The following is a 22,835-nucleotide window of genomic DNA, read 5'->3' on the forward strand; positions in this document are numbered from 1 at the left end:
CCCGCCCCGCCGGTCGCCACCTGGGCCGGCGCTCCCCCGCGGGTCGGCGCCCGACCTGGCGCTCCCCCGCGGGTCGCCCGGCGGCGTGGCAAATCCGGCGGGATGGGAGCATGGCCGGTATGGACATCCGCCGCAGGAACAACGTGCACGTCGTCGGCCGGGCCGACGCCCCCGTGCTGCTCCTCGCCCACGGGTTCGGCTGCGACCAGAACATGTGGCGTCTGGTGGTGCCCGCCCTGGCCGAGCGGTACCGGGTCGTGCTCTTCGACTACGTCGGTTCCGGCGGCTCGGACCTGTCGGCGTGGAGCGAGGAGCGCTACGCGTCGCTGGACGGCTACGCGCGGGACGTCGTCGACGTGTGCGAGGAACTGGACCTGCGGCAGGCGGTGTTCGTGGGACACTCGGTCAGCGCCATGGTCGGTGTGCTGGCCGCGCGGGACGCGCCGGAGCGCATCGGCACCCTGGTGATGGTGACGCCCTCCCCCTGCTACATCGACGACGAGGGCTACCGCGGCGGCTTCAGCGCCGAGGACATCGAGGAACTCCTCGGCTCCCTGGAGTCCAACTACCTCGGCTGGTCGTCCGCCATGGCCCCGGTGATCATGGGCAACCCGGACCGGCCCGAGCTGGGGCAGGAGCTGACCAACAGCTTCTGCGCCACCGACCCCGACATCGCCCGCGTCTTCGCCCGGACGACGTTCCTGACCGACAGCCGCAAGGACCTCGGGAGCGTCTCGGTGCCGACCCTCGTGCTGGAGTGCGGCCAGGACGCGATCGCACCGCGCGAGGTCGGCGCGTACGTGCACGCGGCGATCCCGTCCTCCCGGCTGGTCACCCTCGGGGCCACGGGGCACTGCCCGCAGCTCAGCGCGCCCGAGGCGACCGCCGGGGCGATCCTCGACTTCCTGGGATCCCCGCGGTGATGTGCCGTACGAGCGGCATGCCGGAGCCCGCCGGCACCGGGGACGAGCCGAACACCGACGCGGTGTTCACCGCCTTGCTGGAGGACAGCGCGGAAGACCTCTATGAGTCCGCCCCGTGCGGCTACCTGTCCACGATGATGGACGGCACCATCGCCAAGATCAACAGCACGCTGCTGGACTGGCTCGGCCTGGACCGGGCGGAGGTGGTGGGGCGCAAGCGCTTCCCCGACCTGCTGACCGTGGGCGGCAAGCTGTACCACGAGACGCACTTCGCGCCGCTGCTGCGCATGCAGGGCGAGCTGCGGGGCATCGCCCTGGAGATGCGCCGCGCGCAGGGCGGTCGGCTGCCGGTGCTGGTGTCGGCCGTGCTCAAGCGCGGGAGCGAGGGCGAGCCCCTGCTCGTCCGCATCACCGTCTTCGACGCCTCCGACCGCCGCGCCTACGAAGAGGAACTGCTGCGCCGCCGCCAGGAGGCCGAGCGCGCCCGCGCCGAGGCCGAACGCGCCCGCGCCGAGGCGGACGAGGCACGGCGCCAGGCCGAGGCCGACCGGGCCCGCCTCGCCGACGCGCTGACCGTCCTGCAGAGGTCGCTGGTACCGGACTCGCTGCCCGTCGTCCCCGGGCTGGAGGCGGCCGTCCACTACCACACGGCCTCCCCGGACCAGCTCGGCGGCGACTTCTACGACCTGTTCCCGGTCGACGGCGGCCGCTGGGCGTTCTTCCTGGGCGACGTGTGCGGCAAGGGCCCCGAGGCCGCCTCGCTCACCTCGCTGACCCGCTACACACTCCGGGCCGCGGCGCACCACGACCCCGAACCGACCTCGGCCCTGGCCACGCTGAACGCCGTGCTGCACGAGCGGTACACGGCCGGCGGCGACCCCCGGTACTGCACCTGCATCTTCGGGATCGCCGAGCCCGGCGGCCCGGACGGCTCGGTGACCGTGCGCATCGCCTCCGGCGGCCACCCCCCGGCGCTCGTCCTGCGGTCGGGGGGAGGGGCCGAGTTCCTGCCGACACCGGGCGGCCTGCTCGTCGGCGTCATCCCCCGGGCACCGATCGCCACCGCCGAGACCGTGCTGGCCCCCGGCGACACGATGGTGCTCTACACCGACGGTCTCACCGAGGCCCGCCGCGGCCCCCGCCGCGACGACCTGTACGGCGAGGACGCCCTGCGCGCCTTCGCCGCCGAGCAGGCGCCCGCCTCGCCCCGCGAGCTGATCTCCGCGCTGACCGCGCTGCTGAGCGGCTTCGGCGACGGGCTGGACGACGACACCGCCCTGCTGGCCCTCGGCGCCCCGGCCGTCGACGGCCCCGACCGGATACGCCCCACCACGAGACCCGCCTCATGAACACGCTCACCATCAGCCACCGCGACACCGCCGCCGGCCCCGCCATAGGTGTGGCCGGCGACCTGGACTACGACCGGGCCCCGGAGCTGCGCCGGCGGATCGAGGAGCAGCCCCTCGCCGCGGGGCAGTGCCTCACGCTGGAGCTGTCCGGCCTGGACTTCTGCGACTCCTCCGGCATCACCGCCCTGCTGGCCGCCCGCCAGCACGCCCTGGCCGCCGGGGCCGACATCGTCCTGAGCGGCGTACCGGCCAACCTGCTGCGCGTGCTCACCCTGGTCGGTCTGGACCGGGTGTTCACCCTGCGCCCGGAGGCCGGCGCACCAGCCTGACCCGCCGGCGGGGACCCCGCGCGGGCGAGGCGGGCGCACCCTCCCGACCCGCCGGAGGCGACCCGGCGCGGGCGAGGCCGGCGCGACACCGGTCCCCGCCGACGTGCGCCCCGGCGCTCCCCCAGCACCCCCGCCCGGCCGGAAAACGCTTGGACGCGGTGACCGCCCGCGCGGGACACTTCCGGCTTCGACCCGTAAATCCACACATCCGTTGCGGTGACGGCCCCTGCCCGCACCCACGTGGCGGGCGGCCGCGGAACGACACAGGGGTGGGATGGAAACGCCGGAAACACACAGGGTTCTACCGGGCAGGCGTTCGGTGCTCCTCGCACTGCGCCACTACGGACGGGAGCTGGCCCGGCTGCGCCGGTGGACGGTTCCCGCGATGCTGCTCCTGGCGCTGGGCAACATCGGCATCAACTACGTCGCGCCGCTGATCGTCGCCAAGCTCGTCGGCGACCTCGCCGGCGACCGGGACGTCCCGGTGGGCTCGACCCTCCCGTACGTCCTCGGCTTCGCCGGTGTCCTGCTGGCCGCCGAGGCGCTGTGGCGGGTGGCGCTGCACTGCCTCAACCGGCTCGACGCGCTCGGCATCGAGCGGCTGTACGTGGTGGGGATGGACGAGCTGTTCGCCAAGGACGCCGCGTTCTTCCACGACAACTTCGCCGGGTCGCTGACCAAGCGGGTCCTCAGCTTCGCCGCCCGCTTCGAGCAGTTCGTCGACACGCTGGCGTTCCAGATCGTGGGCAGCTTCGTGCCGCTGCTGTTCGGCGCGGTGGTGCTGTGGCGTTACGAACCGCTGCTCGTCGTCGGCCTGCTGGTGATGATCACGCTGACGGGGACGCTGGTCGCGCCGCTGGTCCGGCGCCGGCAGGCCCTCGTGGACCAGCGCGAGGAGGCGATCGCCCGGGTCTCGGGCCACGTCGCCGACAGCCTGATGAACATGGACACCGTGCGTGCCTTCGCCGCGGAGCGGCGCGAGGCCGCCGAGCACCGCTCACGGGTCGCGCGCTCGCGCCGGCTCACCCTGCGCTCGTGGGACTACGGCAACCTGCGCATCGACACCCTGGTCGCGCCGATGTCGGTGCTCACCAACGCGATGGGGCTGCTGCTGGCGGTCACGCTCGGCGGGGGCGGGCACGGGGTCGAGGCGATCGTGGTGGCCTTCGCCTACTACAACAACGCCACGCGGATCATGTTCGAGTTCAACCAGATCTACCGGCGGCTGGAGAGCTCGATGACGGAGGCGGCCCAGTTCACCGAGCTGCTCCTCACACCGCCGACCGTGCTCGACCCGCCGGCTCCCGAACGGCTGCGGCCCCGGGGCGCCGACGTCCGCTTCGAGAAGGTGACCTTCGCGCACCGCGGCGGCCGCCCCCTGTTCGACGGGCTCGACCTGACGGTGCCCGGCGGAAGCAGGATCGGCCTGGTCGGGCGGTCCGGCGGCGGGAAGACGACCCTGACGCGGCTGCTGCTGCGGATGACCGATATCGACGGCGGCCGCATCCTCGTCGGCGGGCAGGACATCAGCCGGCTGCGCCAGGCCGACCTGCGCGCGCAGATCGCCTACGTACCCCAGGACCCGGCGATGTTCCACCGCACCCTGCGCGACAACATCGCCTTCGCACGGCCGGACGCCACCGACGCGGAAGTCCGCCGCGCCGCCGAGGCCGCCCACGTGACGGAGTTCGCCGACACCCTGCCGGACGGCTTCGACACCATGGTGGGCGAGCGGGGCGTGAAGCTGTCCGGCGGCCAGCGCCAGCGGGTCGCGCTCGCCCGGGCGATCCTGCGCGACGCGCCGATCCTGCTGCTCGACGAGGCGACCAGCGCCCTGGACTCCGAGAGCGAACTGCTCGTCCAGGAAGCGTTGTGGCAGCTGATGGAGGGACGGACGGCGCTGGTGGTGGCGCACCGGCTGAGCACGGTCGCCGGCATGGACCAGCTCGTCGTCCTCGACCGCGGGCGGATCGTCGAGCAGGGCACGCACGAGGAGCTGCTGGCGGCGGGCGGCGCGTACGCGAAGCTGTGGCAGCACCAGTCGGGCGGCTTCCTCGACGACACGGCGGGCCGGGCGGAGGCGGTGTAGCGGCGCGGGCCCCGGGCGCCCGCGTGAGCCGAGTCCCGGCTCAGGCGGCCGCCCCGGTGGTCAGGACTGGCGGGCGTGCACAGGGCTGTTGGCGACGTCGTCGGGGCAGCTGCCGTGCCGCTCGCGCGCACGGCGGTCGCGCCGCCAGTCGAACGCGGCGAGGGCCAGCGAGGCGGCCATCCCGAGGATGCCGGCGCCCAGCGCGAGGAAGAGGGCGCCCCGGTAGTCGTCGCCGCGGTGGGAGAGCGTCAGGTAGAAGAGGCCCGGCAGGGCGGCGGTGCCGACGGCCGCGCCGAGGCGCTGCCCGGTCTGCAGCGCGCCGCCGGCCGCCCCCGCCATGCGCACCGGCACGTCCCGCAGCGTCATGGTGATGTTGGGGGAGATCACGCACCCGCCGCCGAGGCCGCCGACGAACAGGGCCGGGGCCGTCAGCCAGGGGGCGATGTCCACAGGCGCGAAGCGCAGCAGCAGCGCGGTCCCGCCCAGCCCGGCGATGACGCCGGCCAGTCCGCCCACCGTGAGGAGCCGGCCGAGCCGGTCCACCAGCCGCCCGGACACCGCGGCCGCACAGGCCGAACCGACGGCGAAGGGCGTGACCGCCAGGGCGGACCGCAGCGGCGAGTAGCCGAGGCCGTGCTGGTAGAAGAGGGCGAACACCAACCAGATGCCGCTGAAGCCGATGAAGTAGAGGGTGCCGACACCCGCGCCGACGGCGTAGCCCCGCACGGTGGTGAACAGCCGGGGGTCGAGCAGCGGCTGGGTCCCGCGGGCCAGCAGCCGGTGCTGCCGGCGGGCGAAGCACAGCAGGAGCAGGACCCCGACGGGGAACAGCCACCACAGCCCGGTCAGGCCGCCGGCCTCCGCCTGCACCAGCGGGTACATCAGCGCCAGGACACCGAGGCCGAGGAGCACGACCCCGGGCACGTCCACGTACCCGCGGCCCGACCTGGGGGTGCGGGGCAGCAGGCGGCGGCCGAGCAGCACGGCGAGGACGCCGATGGGGACGTTGACGTAGAAGATCCACCGCCAGCCGTCGGGACCGTCGGCCAGGGCGAGGATCAGGCCGCCCGCGAGGGGGCCGACCGCGGAGGAGATGCCGACGGTGGCGCCGAAGAAGCCGAAGGCGCGGCCGCGCTCGGCGCCCCGGAACATCTGCTGGATCAGCGCGGAGTTCTGCGGTGCCATGAAGCCGGCCGCCAGGCCCTGGGCGAGCCGGGCCACGACCAGCAGCGTGATGCTGGGGGCCGCTCCGCAGGCGGCGCTGAAGAGCACGAAGCCGCTCAGCGCGATCAGGAAGATGCGCCGCCGGTCCAGGGCGTCGCCGAGCCGGCCCGCGCTCACCAGGGCGAGCGCGAAGGACAGGGCGTAGCCGGACACCACCCACTGGACCTGGGCCGCCGAGGCGTGCAGTTCCTGCTGGATGGTCGGCAGGGCGACCGCGACGATCGACACGTCCAGCAGGCTCATGAACCCGGCCACCAGGGTGACCCACAGGGCCCGCCAGCGGTTCGGGTCCGGTTCGTACCCGGACTCCTGGCTCCCGCCGTCCCGCGCTGGGGCTGTCACTCGGGCTCCTCTCGCCGGGTCCGCACGGGCGGGACAAGTTCCCCGGCCGCGGCGGTGGCACACACCACGTCCGGAGATCCTTCCCCCGCCCGCGCCGGCCCGTCCCGCCACCGGCCCGGTGACGCACGCTGCGTGACCGGCCGCACTTCCCCGCGAACGGGTTCGCCGCGACCGGGCCAGGCGCGCGGGCGGGGTCCGCGGACGGTTGGACCGCGGCGCGCAGGGAACGCGGGGGGCCTTACCCCGAACGAGACGAGGCCGGTGAGGCGATGTCCGAGTACGAACGCTCCCGCACGATGCCCGCGCAGCCCGAGCACGTCTTCGACCAGGCCGCGAACGTGGACCGGCTCGACTCGTGGCTCCCCGGGGCCCTGCACGTCCGGGCCGGCGACCTGCCGGCCGTCACCGTGCACGAGGACCGCAGCGACGAGGACACCGCCGCGCTGCTGCGCGCCCGGCCCGACCAGATGCGCCTGGAGTGGGGCACCCGCGAGCAGGGCTCCTACGCGGGCTGGCTCCAGGTCGCCGGCATCGACAGCGGCGCCAGCGAGGTGACGGTGCACCTGTCGTTCTTCGACGGCAGCCACGACCCCGGTGAGGGTGCCGTCGGCGAGGCCCTGGACTCCAGCCTGCGGCGGCTGGAGGAGCAGGTGCGGCTGCGCGTCGAGCACGAGGCCGGCTGAGGACCGTGCCACGCGCCAAGCAGTACGCCGTGGCGGCGTCCGGGCAGTGGACCGACGAGGAGGAGGGCCGCCGGCGGCTGCCTTCCGGTGAGGTCCACGCCTGGGAGCCGGGCCGCAACGAGACCGTGTGCGGGCTCTCCCTCAGCCGCTCCCGGCTGACGCGCTTCGCGCACGTGCACTGGGTCGACACGTTCCCCGAGTCCGGGGGCGCGGCGGACCGGGTGCGGCGCCAGTGCCCGCGCTGCGCCTCGGTGGCGGGACGCCGGGGGCTCGACGCCCGCCCGCGGTGGGAGCGCACCGATCCCCGGCCGTGAAGCGCGGGACGCTCAGCGGGCGGGGCCGGTCGTCGCGCCCGCCCCGCCCGGGCCGCCGCACGGCCCGGGCGTGCCGCACGCGGCGGCCCGGGGCCTGATCGGCACACCGTTGGCGCGCAGCACCTCGCGGACGTCCAGGATCAGCGAAAACACCTCGCGGTTGCGGTCCTCGCCCTGCTCGTCCCAGGCCCGCTGCTCGGCCTCGACGGCCATGCGGTCCTCGGCGAACACGCGCTCGGTGAAGCGCCGGATGAACGGCCGTGCCAGGTGCAGCGCGCCGGGCACCCGGGGCTTCTCGATCATCAGCAGGCCGTAGGTGTGGCAGCGGCGCTGCTCGGCGTCCTCGGGCACGTAGGCCGCCCACAGCCGGAAGGCCGGCCGCTGCGCGTTCTCCGGCACCAGGTCGAGGGTCTGGTACGGGTACTCGGTGCGGATCGTCATGACGTCGCTGGAGTCGCTGCCGCTCAGACCCTCGGCGGCGAGCAGGCTGGCGCCGCGGTCGCGTCGGCCGCCGGTGTGCGTGAACAGGTACCTGGCCTCCACCGACCGCGCGTCGGCCCGGTGGTCGAGCAGTTCGGGGCGCAGCCGGCCGACGACACCGCGGTGCAGGAACTGGTGGTTCATGTCGAGCAGGTTCTCGTGCATGAACGAGTAGTGGCAGTGCACGGTCCGGGAGTACGTCATCGTGGCGTACCGCGGGGAGCCGTGGGCCGGCAGGTGCGGCAGCGGGGTGCCGTCCGCCCGGTCCGGGTCGCCGGGGAAGACGAACACCAGGCCGTACGCCTCGCGGACGGGGTAGCCGCGCACCCCGCGCGGCGGCCGTCCGTCGCCCTTGGACAGGTAGGGGATCTGCGAGATGCGCCCGTCGCCGCGGTAGGCCCAGGCGTGGTAGCAGCAGCGCAGGGTCTCGCCCTCGACGACACCCATGCTCAGCGGCACCTGCCGGTGGGCGCACCGGTCCTCCAGCGCGTACACGGTGCCGCTGGAGCCGCGGTAGAGCACGATCCGCTCACCGGCGAACGCGGTCGCGAACGCCCGCCCCTTGCGCACCTTCCGGGACACGGCGACCGGGTACCAGTGGTCCGGGTGCGCGCCGATCCGCCGCAGGTCGGCGACGCCGGGACCGCCGTCGCGGTGCGGCGAGGGCCGGCCGCTCCCGGCCGCGACGGGGGCGGCTCCGGCCTCGTCGGTCTCGGTCATACGTCTCCCTCGCAGGTCCCGGTCGGCGGACATGGGCGGCGCAGGCCGCGGCCCCCGCCGGCCGGCCCCGCGGGCGACGGCCCGCCCGGGCGGCCACGCCCATCCTGACGCCCGCACCCCGCCGGCGCCCTGCCCGGCGCGTGCGGACGGGTGAGGCAGGTGAGGGATTCGAGGACGGGTGGAGACCCGGGCGGCGGGGTCAGCCCTCGTCGCGGAGCCGGGCCGCGAGGGTGATCAGGGCCTGCGCCTCCTCGCTGTGGCCCAGGGCGGTCAGCCGGGTGACGGCCGCGTCGAGGCGGTCCAGGGCGGGGGCGGGGCGCTCCAGGTACAGGCCCTCCACCGCGCCGGCGAGACGGACGCACTCGGCCCATTCCCCGGCGCGCTCGTCCTGCGGGCCGGGCTCGCCGAGCAGCGCGAGCGCCCGGTCGAGGGCGGTCAGGGCGTCCTCGTAGGCGCCGGCGTAGGCGTTGACCCGTCCGTGCTCGTAGGCCAGGGCCGTGTCCAGGGAGCGGCCGTGGGGCTCGTAGCCGGCCGCGCGGGCCTCTTCGGCGACCCGGGCCGCGTCGTCCAGGAAGGCGCGGGCCGCCTCCAGGCCGTCGGGGCCCTGCTGCTGTGCCTGGAGCCGGGCGAGTTCGCGCAGGCAGTTGCTGAGCTGTTCGTGGCGCGGGTCCCGGGCGTGGGCGGCCAGGGCCCGGTCCGCGGCCTCGCGGGCCCGGCCGAACTCCCCGGACTCGGCGAGCAGCACGGCCGTCTCCCCGGCGATCATGGCGTGGCTGCCCGGGTCGTCGTCCCAGCCGGCCGACTCGGCGGCGAGGGCGACGAACTCCGTGGTGGCGGCCTTGAGGTCGTCCCCGGCGTGCAGGGCGCGGGCGCGGGTCAGGCGCAGCTGGGCGGTGAGGCGGTCGTCCAGCTCACCGGCGGCGACCTCCGGGTCGGCGAGCAGGGAGTCGAGCAGTGCGATGCAGTCCTCGACGCGGCCGAGGTCCAGGCTGAGCTGGGCCGCGTTGCTGTAGGTGCAGTACGCGTCGGTCCGGCTGCCGCGGCGCAGGTCCGCCTCGGCGGAGCGCGTCAGGTGCCGCAGGGCCTCCTCGGGGCGGCCCAGGTGCATGCAGGCCTCGGCCAGGTCGCCGTGGAGGCGGCCGGTGTCCATCGCGTCGGCGGGCCACTCGGCGGCCCGGCGCAGCCCTTCGGTGAGGTCGGCGTACGCGGCCTCGGCGTCGCGCAGGCCGAGGTGGATCCGGCCGCGCAGTCCGAGCGTGCGGGGCAGGTGCCAGGCGGGGCCGTGCTCCTTCAGGCGGGCCAGCAGCTCGTCGATCCCGGTGACGGCGGCGGGCAGGTCGCCGGACAGGGCGTGGGTGCTGGCCCGCAGCAGCAGGGCGGCGGAGATCTGCCCGGCCAGGTCGTGCCGGACGGCGAACGCGTGCAGGGTGTCCACCTCGGCGAAGACCGGCGCGATGTGCTCGTCGTCGTGCGTGGTCTGCAGGTGCATCGCCAGCGCGGTGACGCGCAGGCGCAGCATGCGGGCCTCCAGGTGGGGCGCGAACCCGGAAGTCTCCTGCTGCAGGCGGACGAGGGACGCGTGCGCGGAGGTCAGTGCGGCGGCCTTGGCCTCCGGGCCGTCGTCCGCGCCCTGCGCGGGGATCTCGGCCGCGGCGAGCAGGGCGCAGGCACGGGCGAGCGCCGCGTGGTCGGGCAGGCCGGCGTCGTCGTAGAGACCCGCGGCCTCCTCGTGCAGGGCGACGGCTTCGGGGAAGTCCTCCCGCTCACCGGCGCGGTTGGCCTCGTCGGTGAGCAGGTCGGCGCGCAGCCGGACGAGCGGGCCGACCGCCGGGTCGGCGGGGTGGGCGTAGTCGCGGGCGGCGACCAGGGTGCGCAGCCGCGCCCAGCAGGCGTGGGCGTCCGGGTGGCCCTGCTCGTCGGCCGCGCGGGCACGCAGGACGAGGTCGGGCAGTTCCTCGGGGACGTCGGGCGCGCGGCCCGCGGGGGCGGGGGCCGCGGCGGCCGGGGTCGCGTCGTCGAGGGTGCGCGGGCGCAGGGTCAGTTCGAGGGCGTCCAGCAGCGGGGCGCGCTCCAGCCGCTCCCGGCGGCGGTCGGTGTGGGTGGGGGTTCCGTTGCGGGCGTCGAACCGGGTGGCGAGGTCGCCGGCCCGGCCGTGCACCTCGGCGCGCAGCTCCGCGACGGTCCAGGTGCGTCCCGCGTACCCGGCGGCGGGCAGGCCGCCGTGGCCGATTGCCTCGACGCGCTGGAGCAGGACCTCCACGCCGGTGAGGAAGTCGAGCTGGTCCAGCGGCGAGTCGACCTCGTCGAACAGGCCGCGGTTCTCGGCGAGCAGTTCCAGGCCGCGTGCCTCGTTGCCGGTCAGCGCGCAGAACTCCAGGTGCCGGCCGGTCTCCGCGGACATCGAGGGGTTGCGGCGGCAGCCGCGGTAGCCGGCCAGGTGCAGTTCCCGGGCGCGGTCCGCTTCGCCGGTGCGCAGCAGCGGGAGCAGGGCGTGGGACAGGGAGCGGGCGGGTTCCTCCTGGCACGACTCCTGGCCGGTGAGGACGGGCTCCCAGATGCGCAGCGCCCGTGCGTCGTCGCCGGCCCTGAGGTGGTACAGGGCGCGTTCGCAGATCTCGCAGGCCTCGCAGTCGCTGAGCCGGGTGCGGGTGCGGCCCGCCCACAGTTCGTAGGCGAGGGCGGTGTCCTCGCCCACGTGGGCGGCGAGTTGGTAGGCCTGGCCGTAGTAGGGCTGGAGGCCGTGGCCGGCCTTCTCGTAGCGGTCGCGCATCTCCGTCAGCCACTGGCGCAGGCTGGCCAGCGGTATCTCGGGCAGGGCGCGCAGGGCGGTGGACACCCACTTGAACCGCCAGAACAGCGTGTGCCGCAGCCGGTCGTCGAAGACGTCGGGCTGTTCGTCGAAGAGGTTCAGCAGGCGGGCGAAGACGACCGGTGACTTGCGTGGCTCGGAGCCGTAGGTGTACGCCTCCTGGAGTTCCAGGAGCGCGTGGATCAGCGGGACGGGCTCGTCGAACTGCTCGGCGGAGTCGGCGAGTTCCTCGGCGGTGACCGTGCGGGTGCGGCCGTAGGGGCGGCGGCCGTTCTCCTGGAGCGCCCGGTACAGCTCGTCGGTGCTCTGGGGGCGGGGTGCGGTGGGCATCGTCAGCTGTCCTTGCGCAGGGCGTGGGCGAGAAGGTCGAGGAAGGAGCGGTTGATCAGGCTGGACTCCGCGGGCCTGAGGGGGCGCCGGGACAGCATGACGGCCTGCCCGTAGAGGGCTTCGGCGCTGGTGCGGGCCAGTTCGGGCTCGTCGATGGCGACGGCGGTGCGCACCAGCGGGTTGAGCTGGTTGAGGATGAGCTGGGCCCGCGGGGCCTCCTGGCGCAGGGCGCCGAGGATGTCGCCCCACAGACCGCCCTCCTGCTCGCGGGCGAGCCGGGAGCGGGTGCGTTCGTGCCGGGCTTCACGGCTGTCGACGAGCAGCGCGGGCGCGGAGGCGGGCTGGAAGGTGCGCAGCGCCACGTCGCAGTCGAAGACGGCGAGGGCGTCGCGGGCCCGGGCGAGGTAGGCCGCGGCGGCGAGTTCGGTCTCCCGGTCGACGGGGTCGAGGTGGGCGGTGAGGGTCTCGGGGTCGAGGTCGGCGACGCTCGCCTCGGGCCGGATCTCGGGCAGCCGGTGGACCAGTTCGCGGTCGTAGGTGTAGCCGCCGTTGACGACGCCGAGTCCGGCGGCGGAGGCGATCGCGGCGACCTGCCGGAACTCCTCCACCGTCGACGTCACGAGCACGGTGCGGTGGGTGCGGGCGAACTCGTCGAGGGTGGTGTGCCCGTCGGTGGTCTCGAACGGCAGCCACGGCAGGAGCATCCGCAGGATCTCGTCGTCGTGCACGGCGAGCGACTTGACCGCGAGGTGGTGGGCCTGGAGGAAGCGGTGGAGCAGGTCGGGATCGCTGGCGGCGGCCCGGGCGATCCAGTCGCGCAGCCGCCCGGCGAGGGCGTCGCGCACGGCGGCGAGGGTGTCGTCCTCGTAGAGGGACTCGCGGGAGGCCGTCGGGCGCAGGCTCTCGGCGTCGACGACGCAGCGCACGAAGAAGGCCCACTCGGGCAGGATCTCCTCGGCCTGCTCGGACAGCAGCATGCCCTTCACGTGCACGCGGTGACCGTGGCGCCGCCCGGCCGGCACGGCCTCGGGCAGGACGCAGGCGATGCCCTTGAGGCCCACGGCGGGCAGGTCCAGTTCGATGGTGTCCAGCGGCCGGAACCCGAAGACCTCCTCGCCGTACTCCGCCAGTGCCCGGGCGCGGGCCCCCGGGGTCGGGTGGGTGCGGGACCAGGGCGCGGGCTCGGGGTTGACGGACCTGCCCGGGCCGCCGGGGCCGCCGGTGCCGTCGTCGAAGGTGACCGGGTGGCGCAGCAGGGAGCCGAAGTGGCGGGCCAGTGCGTGGACCCGGGCGGGGCTGGTCCACTCCCCCGCGTCGGTGCGCGGCGTCAGGGTGACCGTGGTGCCGGGCGCGGGGCGGGCGGAGGCGGGCAGGGTGCGGACGGTGTAGCTGCCGTCGCCGCGGCCGCGCCACTCGACCGCCGGGGCGCCGGGGGTGCGGGCGGAGCGGCTCAGGACGTGGATCTCGTCCGCGACGAGGAAGCAGGAGAGCAGCCCGATGCCGAACTGGCCGATGAAGTCGCCGCGTTGCTCGGCGATCCGGTCCGCGCGCTTGCTGCTGCGGCCGATCGTCGCGAGGAACGCGTGCACGTCGGCCTCGGTGAGGCCGACGCCGTCGTCCTCGACACGGACCACCGACCCGTCGGCGTACAGACGGACACCGAAGGCGTTCGCGGGGGCGTCCGGTGCGAGGGCGTGCCGGGCGGTGAGCGCGTCCACGGCGTTCTGCATCAGCTCGCGCAGGTAGACGCGGGGGCTGGAGTAGAGGTGGTGGGAGAGGAGGTCGACGAGGCCGCGCAGGTCCACCTGGAAGGTGCGGTCGGCGCCGGCCTCGTCGGCGGCGTTCTCGGGCAGTGTCATCGGCAGTCCGGGGTTCGGGGAGGGAGGAGGAAGGGGGGGAGGCGGCGGACCCACCCGCCGCCGCTCGGGCGTGGGGTGCTCCGGCGGGCGGCCCGGACGGCGGGGCGACGACGCCGCCCCCGGAGGAGGTCCGCCGCGCGGGCCGGAACGGCCCGGCGGGGGTCCGGGTGGGGTCCGGGTGGGTCAGGCGCGGCGGTGGCAGCGCGCGAACTGCTTCTCGGGCTCCGCGAAGTACGTCCAGGGCCACTCGGTGTAGGCGCCGTCCAGGGTGCGCAGGACGCGCCGGACCGTGTGGCGCTCGCCGGCCAGGAACAGGGCCATGGCGAAGATGTGGAAGTCGTGCTGCCAGCCGAGCGGCCAGGCGTAGGCGGGGTGGAGGATGCTGTGGTCGGCCGCCTCGCGCAGCCGCGCCCGGATCTCGTCGGTCTCCAGGTGGTCGCCGCGCCCGGCCTCGACCCATTCCTCGATGTACGCCATGGGCAGCACGCAGCCGAGGCGGTGTCCCTGCGGAGCGCGGGCGAACGCGTCCTCGGCGAAGGCGAGGGCCTCCCCCGGCTCGCCGCCCCAGCGCGGCTGCAGCTGGGACAGCCAGGCCAGGTGGACCTGGAGGTTCAGCGAGTCGCGGCGCAGCGCGGCGTCCCGGCGGGTCTCGTTGACGGCGGTGCCGAGGGACATGCCGCGCCCGGAGGTGAGCAACTGGCGCCAGGGCGCGACCCATTCCGGTCGCAGCTCGGCGGCTTCGAGCAGCTGATCCTCGGCGATCTCCAGCCGCTCGTGGAAGACGCGCCACTGCTCGCGCGTGACGTCGGCGGCCCGTGCGGCGGTGCGCGCCTCCCAGCCCCAGTGGATGTGTCGCGTCCCGGAGACGAGCAGGGCCGTCGCCCGGTGCTCCTTGTCCTCCTCCACGGCCCGAGCGATCCAGTCCTGCACGCCGTCCAGTTCGACGATCTCGCCGAGGACTTCGAGGTCGCGTCCGGGATCGAAGGGGGTCAGCGCCGCCTTGACGGCTTCCCAGTCACCGGCGTCGGCCGCCTCCACGACCGCCAGCACGCGTGTGTCCCCCAGAGCGCGCAGGCGGTACGTTCCGCCCTTCTGCCTGCGCGGGACCGGCAGGGCGTGCGGATCCGCCACCGGTCTGTCCGCGTCCCTGCCGAACAGCTTGCCGAACATGCCGCGCCCTCCCCTGGTACCGCGTGATCATCGGGGTGCAGCATAAGGGGGCCCACCGACAGGTCCTCCACCGGGTTTTCACGGCGGTTTCACGTCTCCGACCTCGGCCGTCGGCCGGGTGGAGGCCGAACGGGTGCGCTAGATTTTGCTCCGCCTTGACCGCGATCACTCACGATCCCCCGACCATCGGAGCAGCCTTCCCATGAGCGACATCGTCAACGGACTCGGCCGGGCCACCGCTTACGGCGGGCTGGGCCTGGTCCTGCTGGTCCTCGGCATCGTCCTGGTCGACGTGCTGACGCCCGGGAAGCTCGGCCGGCAGATCTGGGAGCAGCGCAACCGCAACGCCGCCGTGGTGCTGAGCAGCGCCCTGCTGGGCATCGGGGGCATCGTCTTCACATCCATCTGGACGACCTACGACGCCTTCGGCAAGGGCCTGTTCTCCACCGCGGTGTTCGGCCTGCTGGGGCTGGTGATGATGGCGGTGGCGTTCCTGGTGGTGGACCTGATCACTCCGGGGCGCCTGGGTGAGGTCCTGGTCCAGGAGGAGCCCCACCCCGCGGTCTGGGTCACGGCGTCCTGCAACGTCGCCGTGGCGGCGATCCTTTCGGCGTCCATAGCCTGACGCGACCGCGACCGCGACCGGGGTGCGGTCACGGGTGAGGACGGTGTTCACGACGCCGATCGGCCAGTTGCGGAACTGGCCACCATGCGCGGCAGTTTCCGGCTCGGCGGGGCGTCGGGAGCGGCGGCGATGTGCATCTTCTGCACGGTCACTCCTCGCCGCGGACAACAGTGACCGGGCAATGGGCGTGATGGAGCAGGGCCTGACTGACGGAGCCGAGGAGCAGTCCCGTGAAGCCGCCGCGGCCTCGGGCGCCCGTCACGACCAGCTGGGCGTCGTGGCTGGCCTCGATCAAGGCCGGGCGAACGCGGGAGCGCACCAGGCGCCGCTCGACCTCGACCTGCGGATGTACCCTCTGCCAGCGAGCCACCGCAGCGTCCAGCAGGTGCTGCTCGGCTTCGCGCAGCCGCTCGGCGTCCGCCACCACGGCCGTCAGCGGATCCGCGGGGCCCTTGTACGCCCGTTCGCTCCAGGTGTTCCACACGTGCAGCGCCACCAGGGGCGCCTCGCGCAGTGCGGCCTCGGCGAACGCGAAGCCGACCGCCTCCTCCCCCGCTGCGGAGCCGTCCACCGCCAGCAGCACGGGACCGGCGGGGTCCGGGCGCCCGCGCACCACCATGAGCGGGCAGTGGCCGTGGGCAGCCAGATGCACCGCGGTGGAGCCCACCAGAAGGCCGGTGAAGCTGCTCGAGCCCCTGCTGCCGACCACCGCCAGTGCGGCGGTGCGCGACTCGATCTCTCACCGGGTCACTCACTGGTCTCTCCCGTCCATGACGCCGCCGACGTGCGGCCGTTCGGCTCCAGCCTCGGGGCGGTCCTCCTCCCCGGAACAGGGGCCACCGGGCCGTCCGAGGTGCCACTCGGCCCTGCCGGCGCCGTCCCGGAGATCAGGACACTGGCAGCCGGACCGTACGCACGGGACCGGGCACCGGCGGCGCGCCTCTCCTCGACCATCAGGTGAGGCCTGCCGAACATGTCTCGACGGCGGGCGGCGAGTACGGCTTCTGCTCCTGGTTCTCGGCATCACCCTGTTCGTCGCCTGGCCGGTCCCGCCCAGGGCCGCCTCGGAGCCCTGCTCACGACTCGCTGATGCTCCTGGCCGTCTGCGGGACCCGTCCTCACCCGTTCCGCGACTCGGTGCACTGCTTCCACACCATCGGACTGCGTCTGTCGCTCGCCGTTCCGAGTCCCGGCCGCCCGCCTGGAGGCCGAACGTGCCGCGGACGAGACCGACCTGAGCGACAGCCGGTGACGACCGGACCCCGGCGACCGCCGACGGCCGGGACCCACGGCCCCGTCTCCCGAGGTCGGCCGGCCCTGGGGCCGGGGCGGCGCACGCAGCAGTCTTGAGGCGCACCGGAAACAGCCACCACGAAGAATCCCAGGGAGTGGAGCACATGACTGCCAAGGACATCGGCCAGGAGGGCGGCACCGCCTCCGTGCGCGTGCGGGCCGAGGGCGACGTGGACGAGGAGTCGCTCGCCTACCTCCGGGAGAAGGTCGGCGCCGTGCTCGACCGTCCCGGGCTTCCGCCCGTCAGCGGCGAGGTGCGTGTCACCAGGGCGGCGGCCCACCACATCGACTTCCCGTGGTCGGCCGGCGCCGAGATCCAGGTGGGCGGCGACCTCGTCGTCGTGCACGCGCGTGAGGCGAGCGCCCGGGAACTCGCCGACCGGCTGCAGGACCGGCTGCGCAGCCGCACGCAACGTGCCGCGCACCGCAGGGACGCGGCCCGCAGGACCGCCACGCCGCCGCCGTGGCGCGGTGGTCGGCAGCGCTAGGAGCACCGGGACGCGTGGTGCGGAAACAGGCACCCCTGCACGGTGTGGCCGACGACTGGATGCGCCGGCTCTGAGCAGGTCCTTACGCTCCCGGCCCTGCTCCAGCCGCACCGGCCGGGAGCCTCGGCCGCCTGGTCTGCGGACCGTGTGGTGCGCGAGGCGCCTCAACGCCCGGCCGCAAGTGGGCGTCAGGCAGTGGGCGGCCGGACGAGGGTGTTGTCGCCGGTGCGGCCGGCGAAGTAGTCGGCGATGTTCGCCACGGTCGTGGCGGCGATCTCACCGACGGCGTCGCGGGTGAAGTACGCCTGGTGCGAGGTGACCAGGACGTTGTTGAAGGTCATCAGCCGGGCGAGCCGCTCGTCGGTCATCACCTCCAGGGACTTGTCGAGGAAGAACACCCCCGCCTCCTCCTCGTACACATCCAGCCCGACGCCGCTCAGCCGCCCCGCTCGCAGGGTCTGCAGCAGGGCGTCGGTGTCGACCAGGCCGCCACGGCTGGAGTTGACCAGGATCGCGTCGTCCTTCATCGCTGCCAGGGCTCGGGCGTCCACCAGGTGGTGGGTGTCCTCCAGCAGCGGCACATGCAGGCTGACCAGGTCCGCCTCGGCGAACAGCCGCTCGCGCTCGACGTACTCCATGCCCAGAGCCAGGCAGTCGGGGTTCTCGGCGACGTCCCAGCCCAGCAGTCGCATGCCGAAGCCATGGGCGATCCGGGCGAATGCGCCTCCGATCTTCCCCGTTCCCACCACGCCGGCCGTCCGGCCCCGGAGGTCACGGCCCATCAGCCCGTCGAGCCTGAAGTCGAACTCCCGGGTGCGGTGCGCGGCCCGCACGATCCGCCGGTCCACGGCGAGCGCCAGCGCCCACGCGAACTCGGCGACCGAGTACGGCGAGTAGGACGACACCCGGGCCACCGTCAGCCCGAACACCTCGGCCGCCGCCAGGTCGACGTTGTTGTAGCCGGTGGCCCGCTGGGCGATCATCTTCGTGCCGCCCCGGGCCAGGGCGCGCAGCACGTCCGCGTCCAGGGTGTCGTTGACGCTGCTGAGCACCACCTCGTGACCGACCGCGGTCGGTGCGGTGTCCCGGTTGAGGAACAGCCGTAGGCAGCGCAGCTCGTGGTGGTCACCGAGGGCTTCGCCGAACGCGTCGTGCAGCAGCGGCTCCTCGTCCGCGAGGACTCCGTACGCGACGATCTCCATGTGCTCTCCTCCCGTCGGGCGGTTGATCACCCCCCACCGTAGGACGGCGCCGTCGGGCACATCCGGGTGCGAAGGCTCGGCGTGCTTCGTGCCGCGGCCGGTCCTGCATGGCGATGACCGCGGCCCCGGTGCTTCCAGGCCGCGTTCGGCGAGCATGCGGGAGGTGTGGTTCTCGACCGTCTGCTCGGCGGGTCGGAGCCGCTGGCCGGTCCGGCGGCTGGTCGGTCCCTCGCCGGTCAGGGCCGGGAGCTCGCGGGCGGTGGCCCCCGGTGGGCCCTCGAGGTCGAGCGGGCCGCCGATGAGGACCCTTCGGCCGCACTTCAGCCCACGACCAGATCAGGGCGCACCAGCGTTCCCGATCTGCCGTGGACGATCTCGTACGCCGCGTCCAGGGCACCGATCGCGGCCAGTCCCCCGGTGCGTTCGACGAACCGGGCGGCGGCCTCCGTCTTGGGGCCCATGGAGTCGGCGGGGAAAGCCGCACGGCGCAGGTCGCCGGGGGTGGCGTCGAGGACGGGCTGCGGGTCGTGGGTGCCGTAGCCGGTGTAGACGCACGGGACGTCGGTGAGGAGGAGCAGGAAGTCGGCGCTGAGTTCCTCGGCGAGCACGGCGGCGCTGAGGTCCTTGTCGACGACCGCGTCCACGCCGTGCAGTGCGCCGGTGGCATCGTCGGCGGTGACGGGTACGCCTCCGCCGCCGGCGCAGACGACGAGCGCTCCGCTGGTGAGCAGGTCGTGGATGGTCTCCGTCTCGACGATGCCCACGGGCATGGGTGAGGCGACGACCCGGCGCCAACCGATGGCGTCCTCGGCGAGGTGCCATCCGTGCCTTCGCGCGAGGGCACGGGCGACGTCCCGGGGGTACACCGGGCCCACGCGCGTTGCGGGTCGCGCGAAGGCCGGGTCGTCGGCCCGTACCAGTGTGTGGGTGACGAGTGCGGCGGCCTTGTGGCCCCGGAGCGTGTCGCGCAGGGCCCGGACCAGGAGGGAGCCGATCAGTCCCTGGGTCTGGGCGCCCAGGAGGTCCAGCGGACGAGGGGTGGCCGGAACCGGGCCGGCCGCGCTCTCCATGGCGAGCAGGCCGATCTGCGGCTCGTTGCCATGGGTGATCACGATCTCGTGTTCGAGAGCGAGGCCGGCTACGGCGGTGGTCACCCGGTCGAGGTCCCACCGCTGCACCGCGGCGCAGGGGCGGTCACCCGGGCGCAGCAGGGCGTTGCCGCCGAGGGCGATGACGATGCGCATGGCTTGGGTCCTCCGGAGGGGCCACGAGAAGGGAAGGAGGCTGGTGGGGGAGCGCGCCGCCGGTGCTCGTCGTTCGTGGCGGGCCGTGCTGTCCGGCGGCGCTGCGCCCGCAGGACGAGCGCGTCGCGCGCGGCGCCGAACACGAAGCCGACCGCGGTGGACATCGCCAGGAGGACGGCGAGCCGTCCCCGGAAGTCCGGGGGCAGTGACCTTTCCAGCATGTGCCCCTTTCCCTTCGCGTCGGTCGGCTCTCGGATCCATCGAATCCCCGGGCCCCTCCGGGCACACCGTGCCGAAGGGCCCGGACGAGGTGCCGGGCGGCCCGGTCAGTCGTGCGCGACGACGGCGACGGGGGCGGTGGCGTGGTGCAGCACGGCGTGGGTGACGGGGCCGATGTGGGCGCCGAGCGGGCTGCGGCGGGTCCGGCGGCCGACGACGACCAGGGACGCCTCGCGGGCGGCGTCGACCAGGTGGACGGCGGGACTGCCGGGACGGGACTCCTCGATGACCTCGACGGCCGGGTGTCTCTCCTTCCACCGGTGCAGCACCTCGGTCAGCGTGGCAGCGTCCTGCTTGGCCAGCGCGGCGTCGAGTTCGGGGTCGGCGGGCAGGCCGTAGGCGGCGTACGGCGGCGGGTTCCAGACGTGGACGACCCGCAGCGGTGTGACGCGGCGGGCGGCCGCCTCGAAGGCGAAGGTGAGCAACGTGTCGTCGGGGTGCTCGGTGTCGAGCCCGAGGACGACGGGCCCGCCGGCGGTCCTCTCACCGGCACGGACCAGAACCACGGGCTGCTCGGCGCGCGCCAGGACGGCCCGGCCCACGGAGCCGACGAGGAAACCTCCGACGCCGCTCAGCCCTCGGGAGCCGAGGACAAGCAGCTCGGCGTCCTTCGCGGCCTCGGCCAGCGCCTCGGCGGGCCGGCCGGAGACCTGCTCCACCGACACTTCCAGTCCGGCATGACGCAGCCTGAGGACCTCGACCACCTCGCGCCGCACACGCTCGCTCCACTCCTGCCGCTCTTCCGCACCGAGGAACCGCGCCAGGGCGACGGGCGCGGGAACCGGCTCCCACACATGGACGAGTCCGAGCGGCAGGAAGCGCCGCTCGGCCTCGCGGGCCGCCCACTCCGCCGCGGCACGGCTCTCAGCCGAGCCATCGAGACCTACGACAACTCTGCGGCCCATCTTCTGCCTCCTCGTCGGGGATTCGACTCCCCAGCGTGGTGGCGAGAGGACCGGTGGTGCAGGGGCCGCAGGTCCCGAGCCGGGGCCAAGAGGCCCTGGGGGCGCGGACGCAGGGGGCCGACAGGCCTCTTCGCGTGGTCCGTCGGCCACTGGATGCTTGAGGCCACTCGTCAGAGGGAGGATCATGTCCCGCAGTTCGGGAGACCGGGCTCCGCGACGGCAGGGGCGGCGCCGTCCCATGCCCGGGCTCGGCACCCTCCTCGGCTACCGGCGCTCGTGGCTGAGGGGCGATGTCGTGGCCGGGGTGACGGTTGCCGCGTACCTCGTGCCCCAGGTGATGGCCTACGCGGGCGTGGCCGGGCTGCCGCCGGTCGCCGGGCTGTGGGCGATCCTGCCCGCGCTCGTCCTGTACGCCCTGCTCGGGTCCTCCCGCCTGCTCTCGGTCGGCCCGGAGTCGACGACAGCGCTGATGACGGCGACGGTGGTCGGTCCGCTCGCCGCAGGGGATCCGGCCCGGTACGCGACGCTCGTGGCCACACTCGCGACTGCGGTGGGACTGCTGTGCGTGGCGGCCTGGGCGGCACGGCTCGGCTTCCTCGGGGATCTGCTGTCCCGGCCGGTGCTCATCGGCTACCTGGCGGGCGTGGCGCTGATCATGATGGTGGGCCAACTGCCCGAGCTCACCGGCGTCGACACGGCGGGTTCCACGCTCTTCCCGCAGTTGTGGTCCTTCGTGCGGAGCCTGGCGGACGCCCATCCCGCCACGCTCGTCCTCGCCGGTGTCTCGCTGGCGTTCCTCTTCTCCGTCGCCCGGTTCGTCCACGCCGTGCCGGGCCCCCTGCTGGTGGTGGTACTGGGTACCGCGGCCGTGGCAGCGTTCGGGCTCGACGACCGGTACGGCATCGAGGTGATCGGCGCTGTCCCGTCCGGTCTGCCCGGGCTCGCCGTGCCGGACCCGACCGAGCTGCCGCAGCTGGTACTGCCCGCGCTGGGCCTCCTCCTCGTCGGCTACACCGATTTCATCCTCACCGCGCGGGCCTTCGCCGGCCGGGCCCCGGGCGCGGACACGCTGGACACCGACCAGGAGTTCCTGGCCATGGGCGCCGCCAACGTCGGGGCGGGCCTGGTGCACGGCTTCCCGGTCAGCAGCAGCGCCAGCCGCACCGCGCTCGCCTCCTCCTCGGGCGCCCGCAGCCAGGCGTACTCGCTCGTCGCCGCCGCGGCCGTCCTGGCGGTACTCCTCTTTCTCAGTCCCCTGCTGTCCCGCACCCCGAAGGCCGTGCTGGGTGCCCTCGTGGTCCACGCGGCCGTTCGCATGATCGATCTGGCGGGCTTCCGGAGACTGGCATCCTTCCGCCGCCGGGAACTGCTGCTGGCACTCGGCTGCCTCGCCGGGGTCCTCACCCTGGACATCCTGTACGGCGTGCTGGTCGCCGTCGGCCTGTCCGTGGCCGAACTGCTCGCCAGGGTCGCCCGCCCGCACGACGCCGTCCAGGGACTGGTCCCCGGAGTCGCCGGCATGCACGACATCGACGACTACCCCGAGGCCCGCACCATCCCCGGCCTGCTCGTCTACCGCTACGACTCCCCGCTGTTCTTCGCCAACGCGGAGGACTTCCGCCGCCGGGCCCTGGCCGCGGTCGACGAACAGGCCGGCCCGGTCCGATGGTTCGTCCTCAACACCGAGGCCAATGTCGAGGTGGACATCACCTCCCTGGACGCCGTCGAGGCAGTCCGCCGCGAACTCACCGACCGCGGCATCGTCTTCGCCCTCGCCCGCGTCAAGCAGGACCTTCTGGACGACCTGACGGCGTACGGCCTCACGGACACCGTCGGTCCCGAGCGGATCTTCCCCACCCTGCCGACGGCCGTCGCCGCGTACCGGCAGTGGCGCCGCGACCAGTAGGCCGCCCAGCGCCCCGTGTTCAGCCACCCGCAGTTGCGGGGAGCCCGCGAACGCCGTCGTCGGACGCAGCCGACCGCCGCCCCCGCCACGGCAGCGGAACAGCACCGGCACGAGGCCGTCCCCGGCCCGTCCGGCCCGGCCCCGGCGCGCTTGTGGGGCCACTGTGCCCGAATCGATGGGGCCGGTCGGCCCCTCTTCGCCCAGCGGCGCCGGAACGCGGTCCGGTGCCTGCTACACAGAGGACGGCCGCCCCTTCGTCACGGGGCCCGTCC

General features: G+C 74.3%; 17 protein-coding genes and 1 pseudogene. 9 read left to right on the top strand and 9 right to left on the bottom strand.

Going from position 1 to position 22,835, the window contains the following annotated elements; all coding sequences use genetic code 11:
* Positions 1–119: 119 nt before the first annotated feature.
* The 4 genes from ACFYWG_RS03895 to ACFYWG_RS03910 all read left to right on the top strand — a co-directional run bounded on the left by ACFYWG_RS03895 (position 120) and on the right by ACFYWG_RS03910 (position 4,690).
* Positions 120–923, top strand: a complete 804-nt coding sequence (locus ACFYWG_RS03895; RefSeq protein WP_389199458.1) for an alpha/beta fold hydrolase — start codon at positions 120–122, stop codon at positions 921–923.
* Positions 923–2,272 carry a PP2C family protein-serine/threonine phosphatase gene (locus ACFYWG_RS03900; RefSeq protein WP_389199091.1) on the top strand — a complete coding sequence of 450 codons (1,350 nt, stop codon included), beginning with the start codon at positions 923–925 and terminating at the stop codon, positions 2,270–2,272. Before ACFYWG_RS03895 ends, ACFYWG_RS03900 begins: the two co-directional genes overlap by 1 nt.
* Positions 2,269–2,601: an STAS domain-containing protein gene (locus tag ACFYWG_RS03905; protein WP_383505285.1), complete on the top strand. Its 333-nt coding sequence runs from the start codon at positions 2,269–2,271 to the stop codon at positions 2,599–2,601. The genes ACFYWG_RS03900 and ACFYWG_RS03905 overlap by 4 nt, the downstream gene beginning before the upstream one ends.
* A gap of 274 nt (positions 2,602–2,875) precedes the next feature.
* Positions 2,876–4,690, top strand: a complete 1,815-nt coding sequence (locus ACFYWG_RS03910; protein WP_389199094.1) for an ABC transporter ATP-binding protein — start codon at positions 2,876–2,878, stop codon at positions 4,688–4,690.
* A gap of 60 nt (positions 4,691–4,750) precedes the next feature.
* Here ACFYWG_RS03910 and ACFYWG_RS03915 read toward each other — a convergent pair whose 3' ends face one another.
* Positions 4,751–6,256, bottom strand: a complete 1,506-nt coding sequence (locus tag ACFYWG_RS03915; protein ID WP_389199096.1) for an MFS transporter — start codon at positions 6,254–6,256, stop codon at positions 4,751–4,753.
* 269 nt (positions 6,257–6,525) lie between these two features.
* Between ACFYWG_RS03915 and ACFYWG_RS03920 the strand changes: the two genes are divergently transcribed.
* Together ACFYWG_RS03920 and ACFYWG_RS03925 are read left to right on the top strand one after the other, a co-directional pair.
* Positions 6,526–6,939 (top strand): SRPBCC family protein, encoded by a 414-nt coding sequence (locus ACFYWG_RS03920; protein WP_376334086.1) that lies wholly within the window; start codon positions 6,526–6,528, stop codon positions 6,937–6,939.
* 5 nt (positions 6,940–6,944) lie between these two features.
* A complete protein-coding gene (locus tag ACFYWG_RS03925) occupies positions 6,945–7,253 on the top strand; it encodes a hypothetical protein (protein WP_383505295.1) in 309 nt (102 codons plus the stop codon).
* Between the two features lie 12 nt (positions 7,254–7,265).
* Here ACFYWG_RS03925 and ACFYWG_RS03930 read toward each other — a convergent pair whose 3' ends face one another.
* From ACFYWG_RS03930 to ACFYWG_RS03945, 4 genes are all read right to left on the bottom strand, one after another.
* Positions 7,266–8,453 (bottom strand): Rieske 2Fe-2S domain-containing protein, encoded by a 1,188-nt coding sequence (locus tag ACFYWG_RS03930; protein WP_389199099.1) that lies wholly within the window; start codon positions 8,451–8,453, stop codon positions 7,266–7,268.
* A gap of 199 nt (positions 8,454–8,652) precedes the next feature.
* On the bottom strand, positions 8,653–11,592 hold the full coding sequence (locus ACFYWG_RS03935) for a hypothetical protein (protein WP_389199101.1): 2,940 nt from the start codon (positions 11,590–11,592) through the stop codon (positions 8,653–8,655).
* 2 nt (positions 11,593–11,594) lie between these two features.
* Positions 11,595–13,451, bottom strand: coding sequence for an HSP90 family protein (locus ACFYWG_RS03940; RefSeq protein WP_389199103.1), 1,857 nt, complete (start codon positions 13,449–13,451; stop codon positions 11,595–11,597).
* Positions 13,452–13,634: 183 nt separating this feature from the next.
* A complete protein-coding gene (locus tag ACFYWG_RS03945) occupies positions 13,635–14,621 on the bottom strand; it encodes a hypothetical protein (protein ID WP_389199105.1) in 987 nt (328 codons plus the stop codon).
* Positions 14,622–14,823: 202 nt separating this feature from the next.
* Between ACFYWG_RS03945 and ACFYWG_RS03950 the strand changes: the two genes are divergently transcribed.
* The gene (locus ACFYWG_RS03950) at positions 14,824–15,246 is read left to right on the top strand and encodes a DUF350 domain-containing protein (RefSeq protein WP_389199107.1); all 423 of its coding nucleotides are present in this window, start codon (positions 14,824–14,826) and stop codon (positions 15,244–15,246) included.
* Between the two features lie 148 nt (positions 15,247–15,394).
* Here the strand turns inward: ACFYWG_RS03950 and ACFYWG_RS03955 are convergent.
* Positions 15,395–15,982 (bottom strand): annotated as a pseudogene (locus ACFYWG_RS03955) (universal stress protein); the annotation flags it as partial.
* A gap of 661 nt (positions 15,983–16,643) precedes the next feature.
* Here ACFYWG_RS03955 and ACFYWG_RS03960 point away from each other — a divergent pair.
* Positions 16,644–17,027 carry a hypothetical protein gene (locus ACFYWG_RS03960; RefSeq protein ID WP_389199109.1) on the top strand — a complete coding sequence of 128 codons (384 nt, stop codon included), beginning with the start codon at positions 16,644–16,646 and terminating at the stop codon, positions 17,025–17,027.
* Between the two features lie 188 nt (positions 17,028–17,215).
* On the opposite strand, the gene ACFYWG_RS03965 is transcribed toward ACFYWG_RS03960, so the two are convergent.
* The 3 genes from ACFYWG_RS03965 to ACFYWG_RS03975 form a co-directional block, all read right to left on the bottom strand.
* Positions 17,216–18,229 carry a 2-hydroxyacid dehydrogenase gene (locus ACFYWG_RS03965; RefSeq protein WP_389199111.1) on the bottom strand — a complete coding sequence of 338 codons (1,014 nt, stop codon included), beginning with the start codon at positions 18,227–18,229 and terminating at the stop codon, positions 17,216–17,218.
* A gap of 320 nt (positions 18,230–18,549) precedes the next feature.
* Positions 18,550–19,473, bottom strand: coding sequence for a carbamate kinase (locus ACFYWG_RS03970; RefSeq protein WP_389199113.1), 924 nt, complete (start codon positions 19,471–19,473; stop codon positions 18,550–18,552).
* A 326-nt stretch (positions 19,474–19,799) separates the two neighbouring features.
* On the bottom strand, positions 19,800–20,657 hold the full coding sequence (locus tag ACFYWG_RS03975; RefSeq protein ID WP_389199115.1) for a universal stress protein: 858 nt from the start codon (positions 20,655–20,657) through the stop codon (positions 19,800–19,802).
* Positions 20,658–20,841: 184 nt separating this feature from the next.
* Here ACFYWG_RS03975 and ACFYWG_RS03980 point away from each other — a divergent pair, with 184 nt between their 5' ends.
* The gene (locus ACFYWG_RS03980; RefSeq protein ID WP_389199117.1) at positions 20,842–22,563 is read left to right on the top strand and encodes a SulP family inorganic anion transporter; all 1,722 of its coding nucleotides are present in this window, start codon (positions 20,842–20,844) and stop codon (positions 22,561–22,563) included.
* Positions 22,564–22,835: the final 272 nt, after the last annotated feature.

Source organism: Streptomyces sp. NPDC003456 (assembly GCF_042878735.1).
Classification (GTDB): domain Bacteria; phylum Actinomycetota; class Actinomycetes; order Streptomycetales; family Streptomycetaceae; genus Streptomyces.

What these genes read in the sequence shown, in the direction of transcription:
- ACFYWG_RS03895 (WP_389199458.1), top strand. Translation starts at nt 120, where the DNA reads ATGGACATCCGCCGCAGGAACAACGTGCACGTCGTCGGCCGGGCCGAC.
- ACFYWG_RS03900 (WP_389199091.1), top strand. Translation starts at nt 923, where the DNA reads ATGTGCCGTACGAGCGGCATGCCGGAGCCCGCCGGCACCGGGGACGAG.
- ACFYWG_RS03905 (WP_383505285.1), top strand. Translation starts at nt 2,269, where the DNA reads ATGAACACGCTCACCATCAGCCACCGCGACACCGCCGCCGGCCCCGCC.
- ACFYWG_RS03910 (WP_389199094.1), top strand. Translation starts at nt 2,876, where the DNA reads ATGGAAACGCCGGAAACACACAGGGTTCTACCGGGCAGGCGTTCGGTG.
- ACFYWG_RS03920 (WP_376334086.1), top strand. Translation starts at nt 6,526, where the DNA reads ATGTCCGAGTACGAACGCTCCCGCACGATGCCCGCGCAGCCCGAGCAC.
- ACFYWG_RS03930 (WP_389199099.1), bottom strand. Translation starts at nt 8,453, where the DNA reads ATGACCGAGACCGACGAGGCCGGAGCCGCCCCCGTCGCGGCCGGGAGC.
- ACFYWG_RS03935 (WP_389199101.1), bottom strand. Translation starts at nt 11,592, where the DNA reads ATGCCCACCGCACCCCGCCCCCAGAGCACCGACGAGCTGTACCGGGCG.
- ACFYWG_RS03940 (WP_389199103.1), bottom strand. Translation starts at nt 13,451, where the DNA reads ATGACACTGCCCGAGAACGCCGCCGACGAGGCCGGCGCCGACCGCACC.
- ACFYWG_RS03945 (WP_389199105.1), bottom strand. Translation starts at nt 14,621, where the DNA reads ATGTTCGGCAAGCTGTTCGGCAGGGACGCGGACAGACCGGTGGCGGAT.
- ACFYWG_RS03950 (WP_389199107.1), top strand. Translation starts at nt 14,824, where the DNA reads ATGAGCGACATCGTCAACGGACTCGGCCGGGCCACCGCTTACGGCGGG.
- ACFYWG_RS03960 (WP_389199109.1), top strand. Translation starts at nt 16,644, where the DNA reads ATGACTGCCAAGGACATCGGCCAGGAGGGCGGCACCGCCTCCGTGCGC.
- ACFYWG_RS03965 (WP_389199111.1), bottom strand. Translation starts at nt 18,229, where the DNA reads ATGGAGATCGTCGCGTACGGAGTCCTCGCGGACGAGGAGCCGCTGCTG.
- ACFYWG_RS03970 (WP_389199113.1), bottom strand. Translation starts at nt 19,473, where the DNA reads ATGCGCATCGTCATCGCCCTCGGCGGCAACGCCCTGCTGCGCCCGGGT.
- ACFYWG_RS03975 (WP_389199115.1), bottom strand. Translation starts at nt 20,657, where the DNA reads ATGGGCCGCAGAGTTGTCGTAGGTCTCGATGGCTCGGCTGAGAGCCGT.
- ACFYWG_RS03980 (WP_389199117.1), top strand. Translation starts at nt 20,842, where the DNA reads ATGTCCCGCAGTTCGGGAGACCGGGCTCCGCGACGGCAGGGGCGGCGC.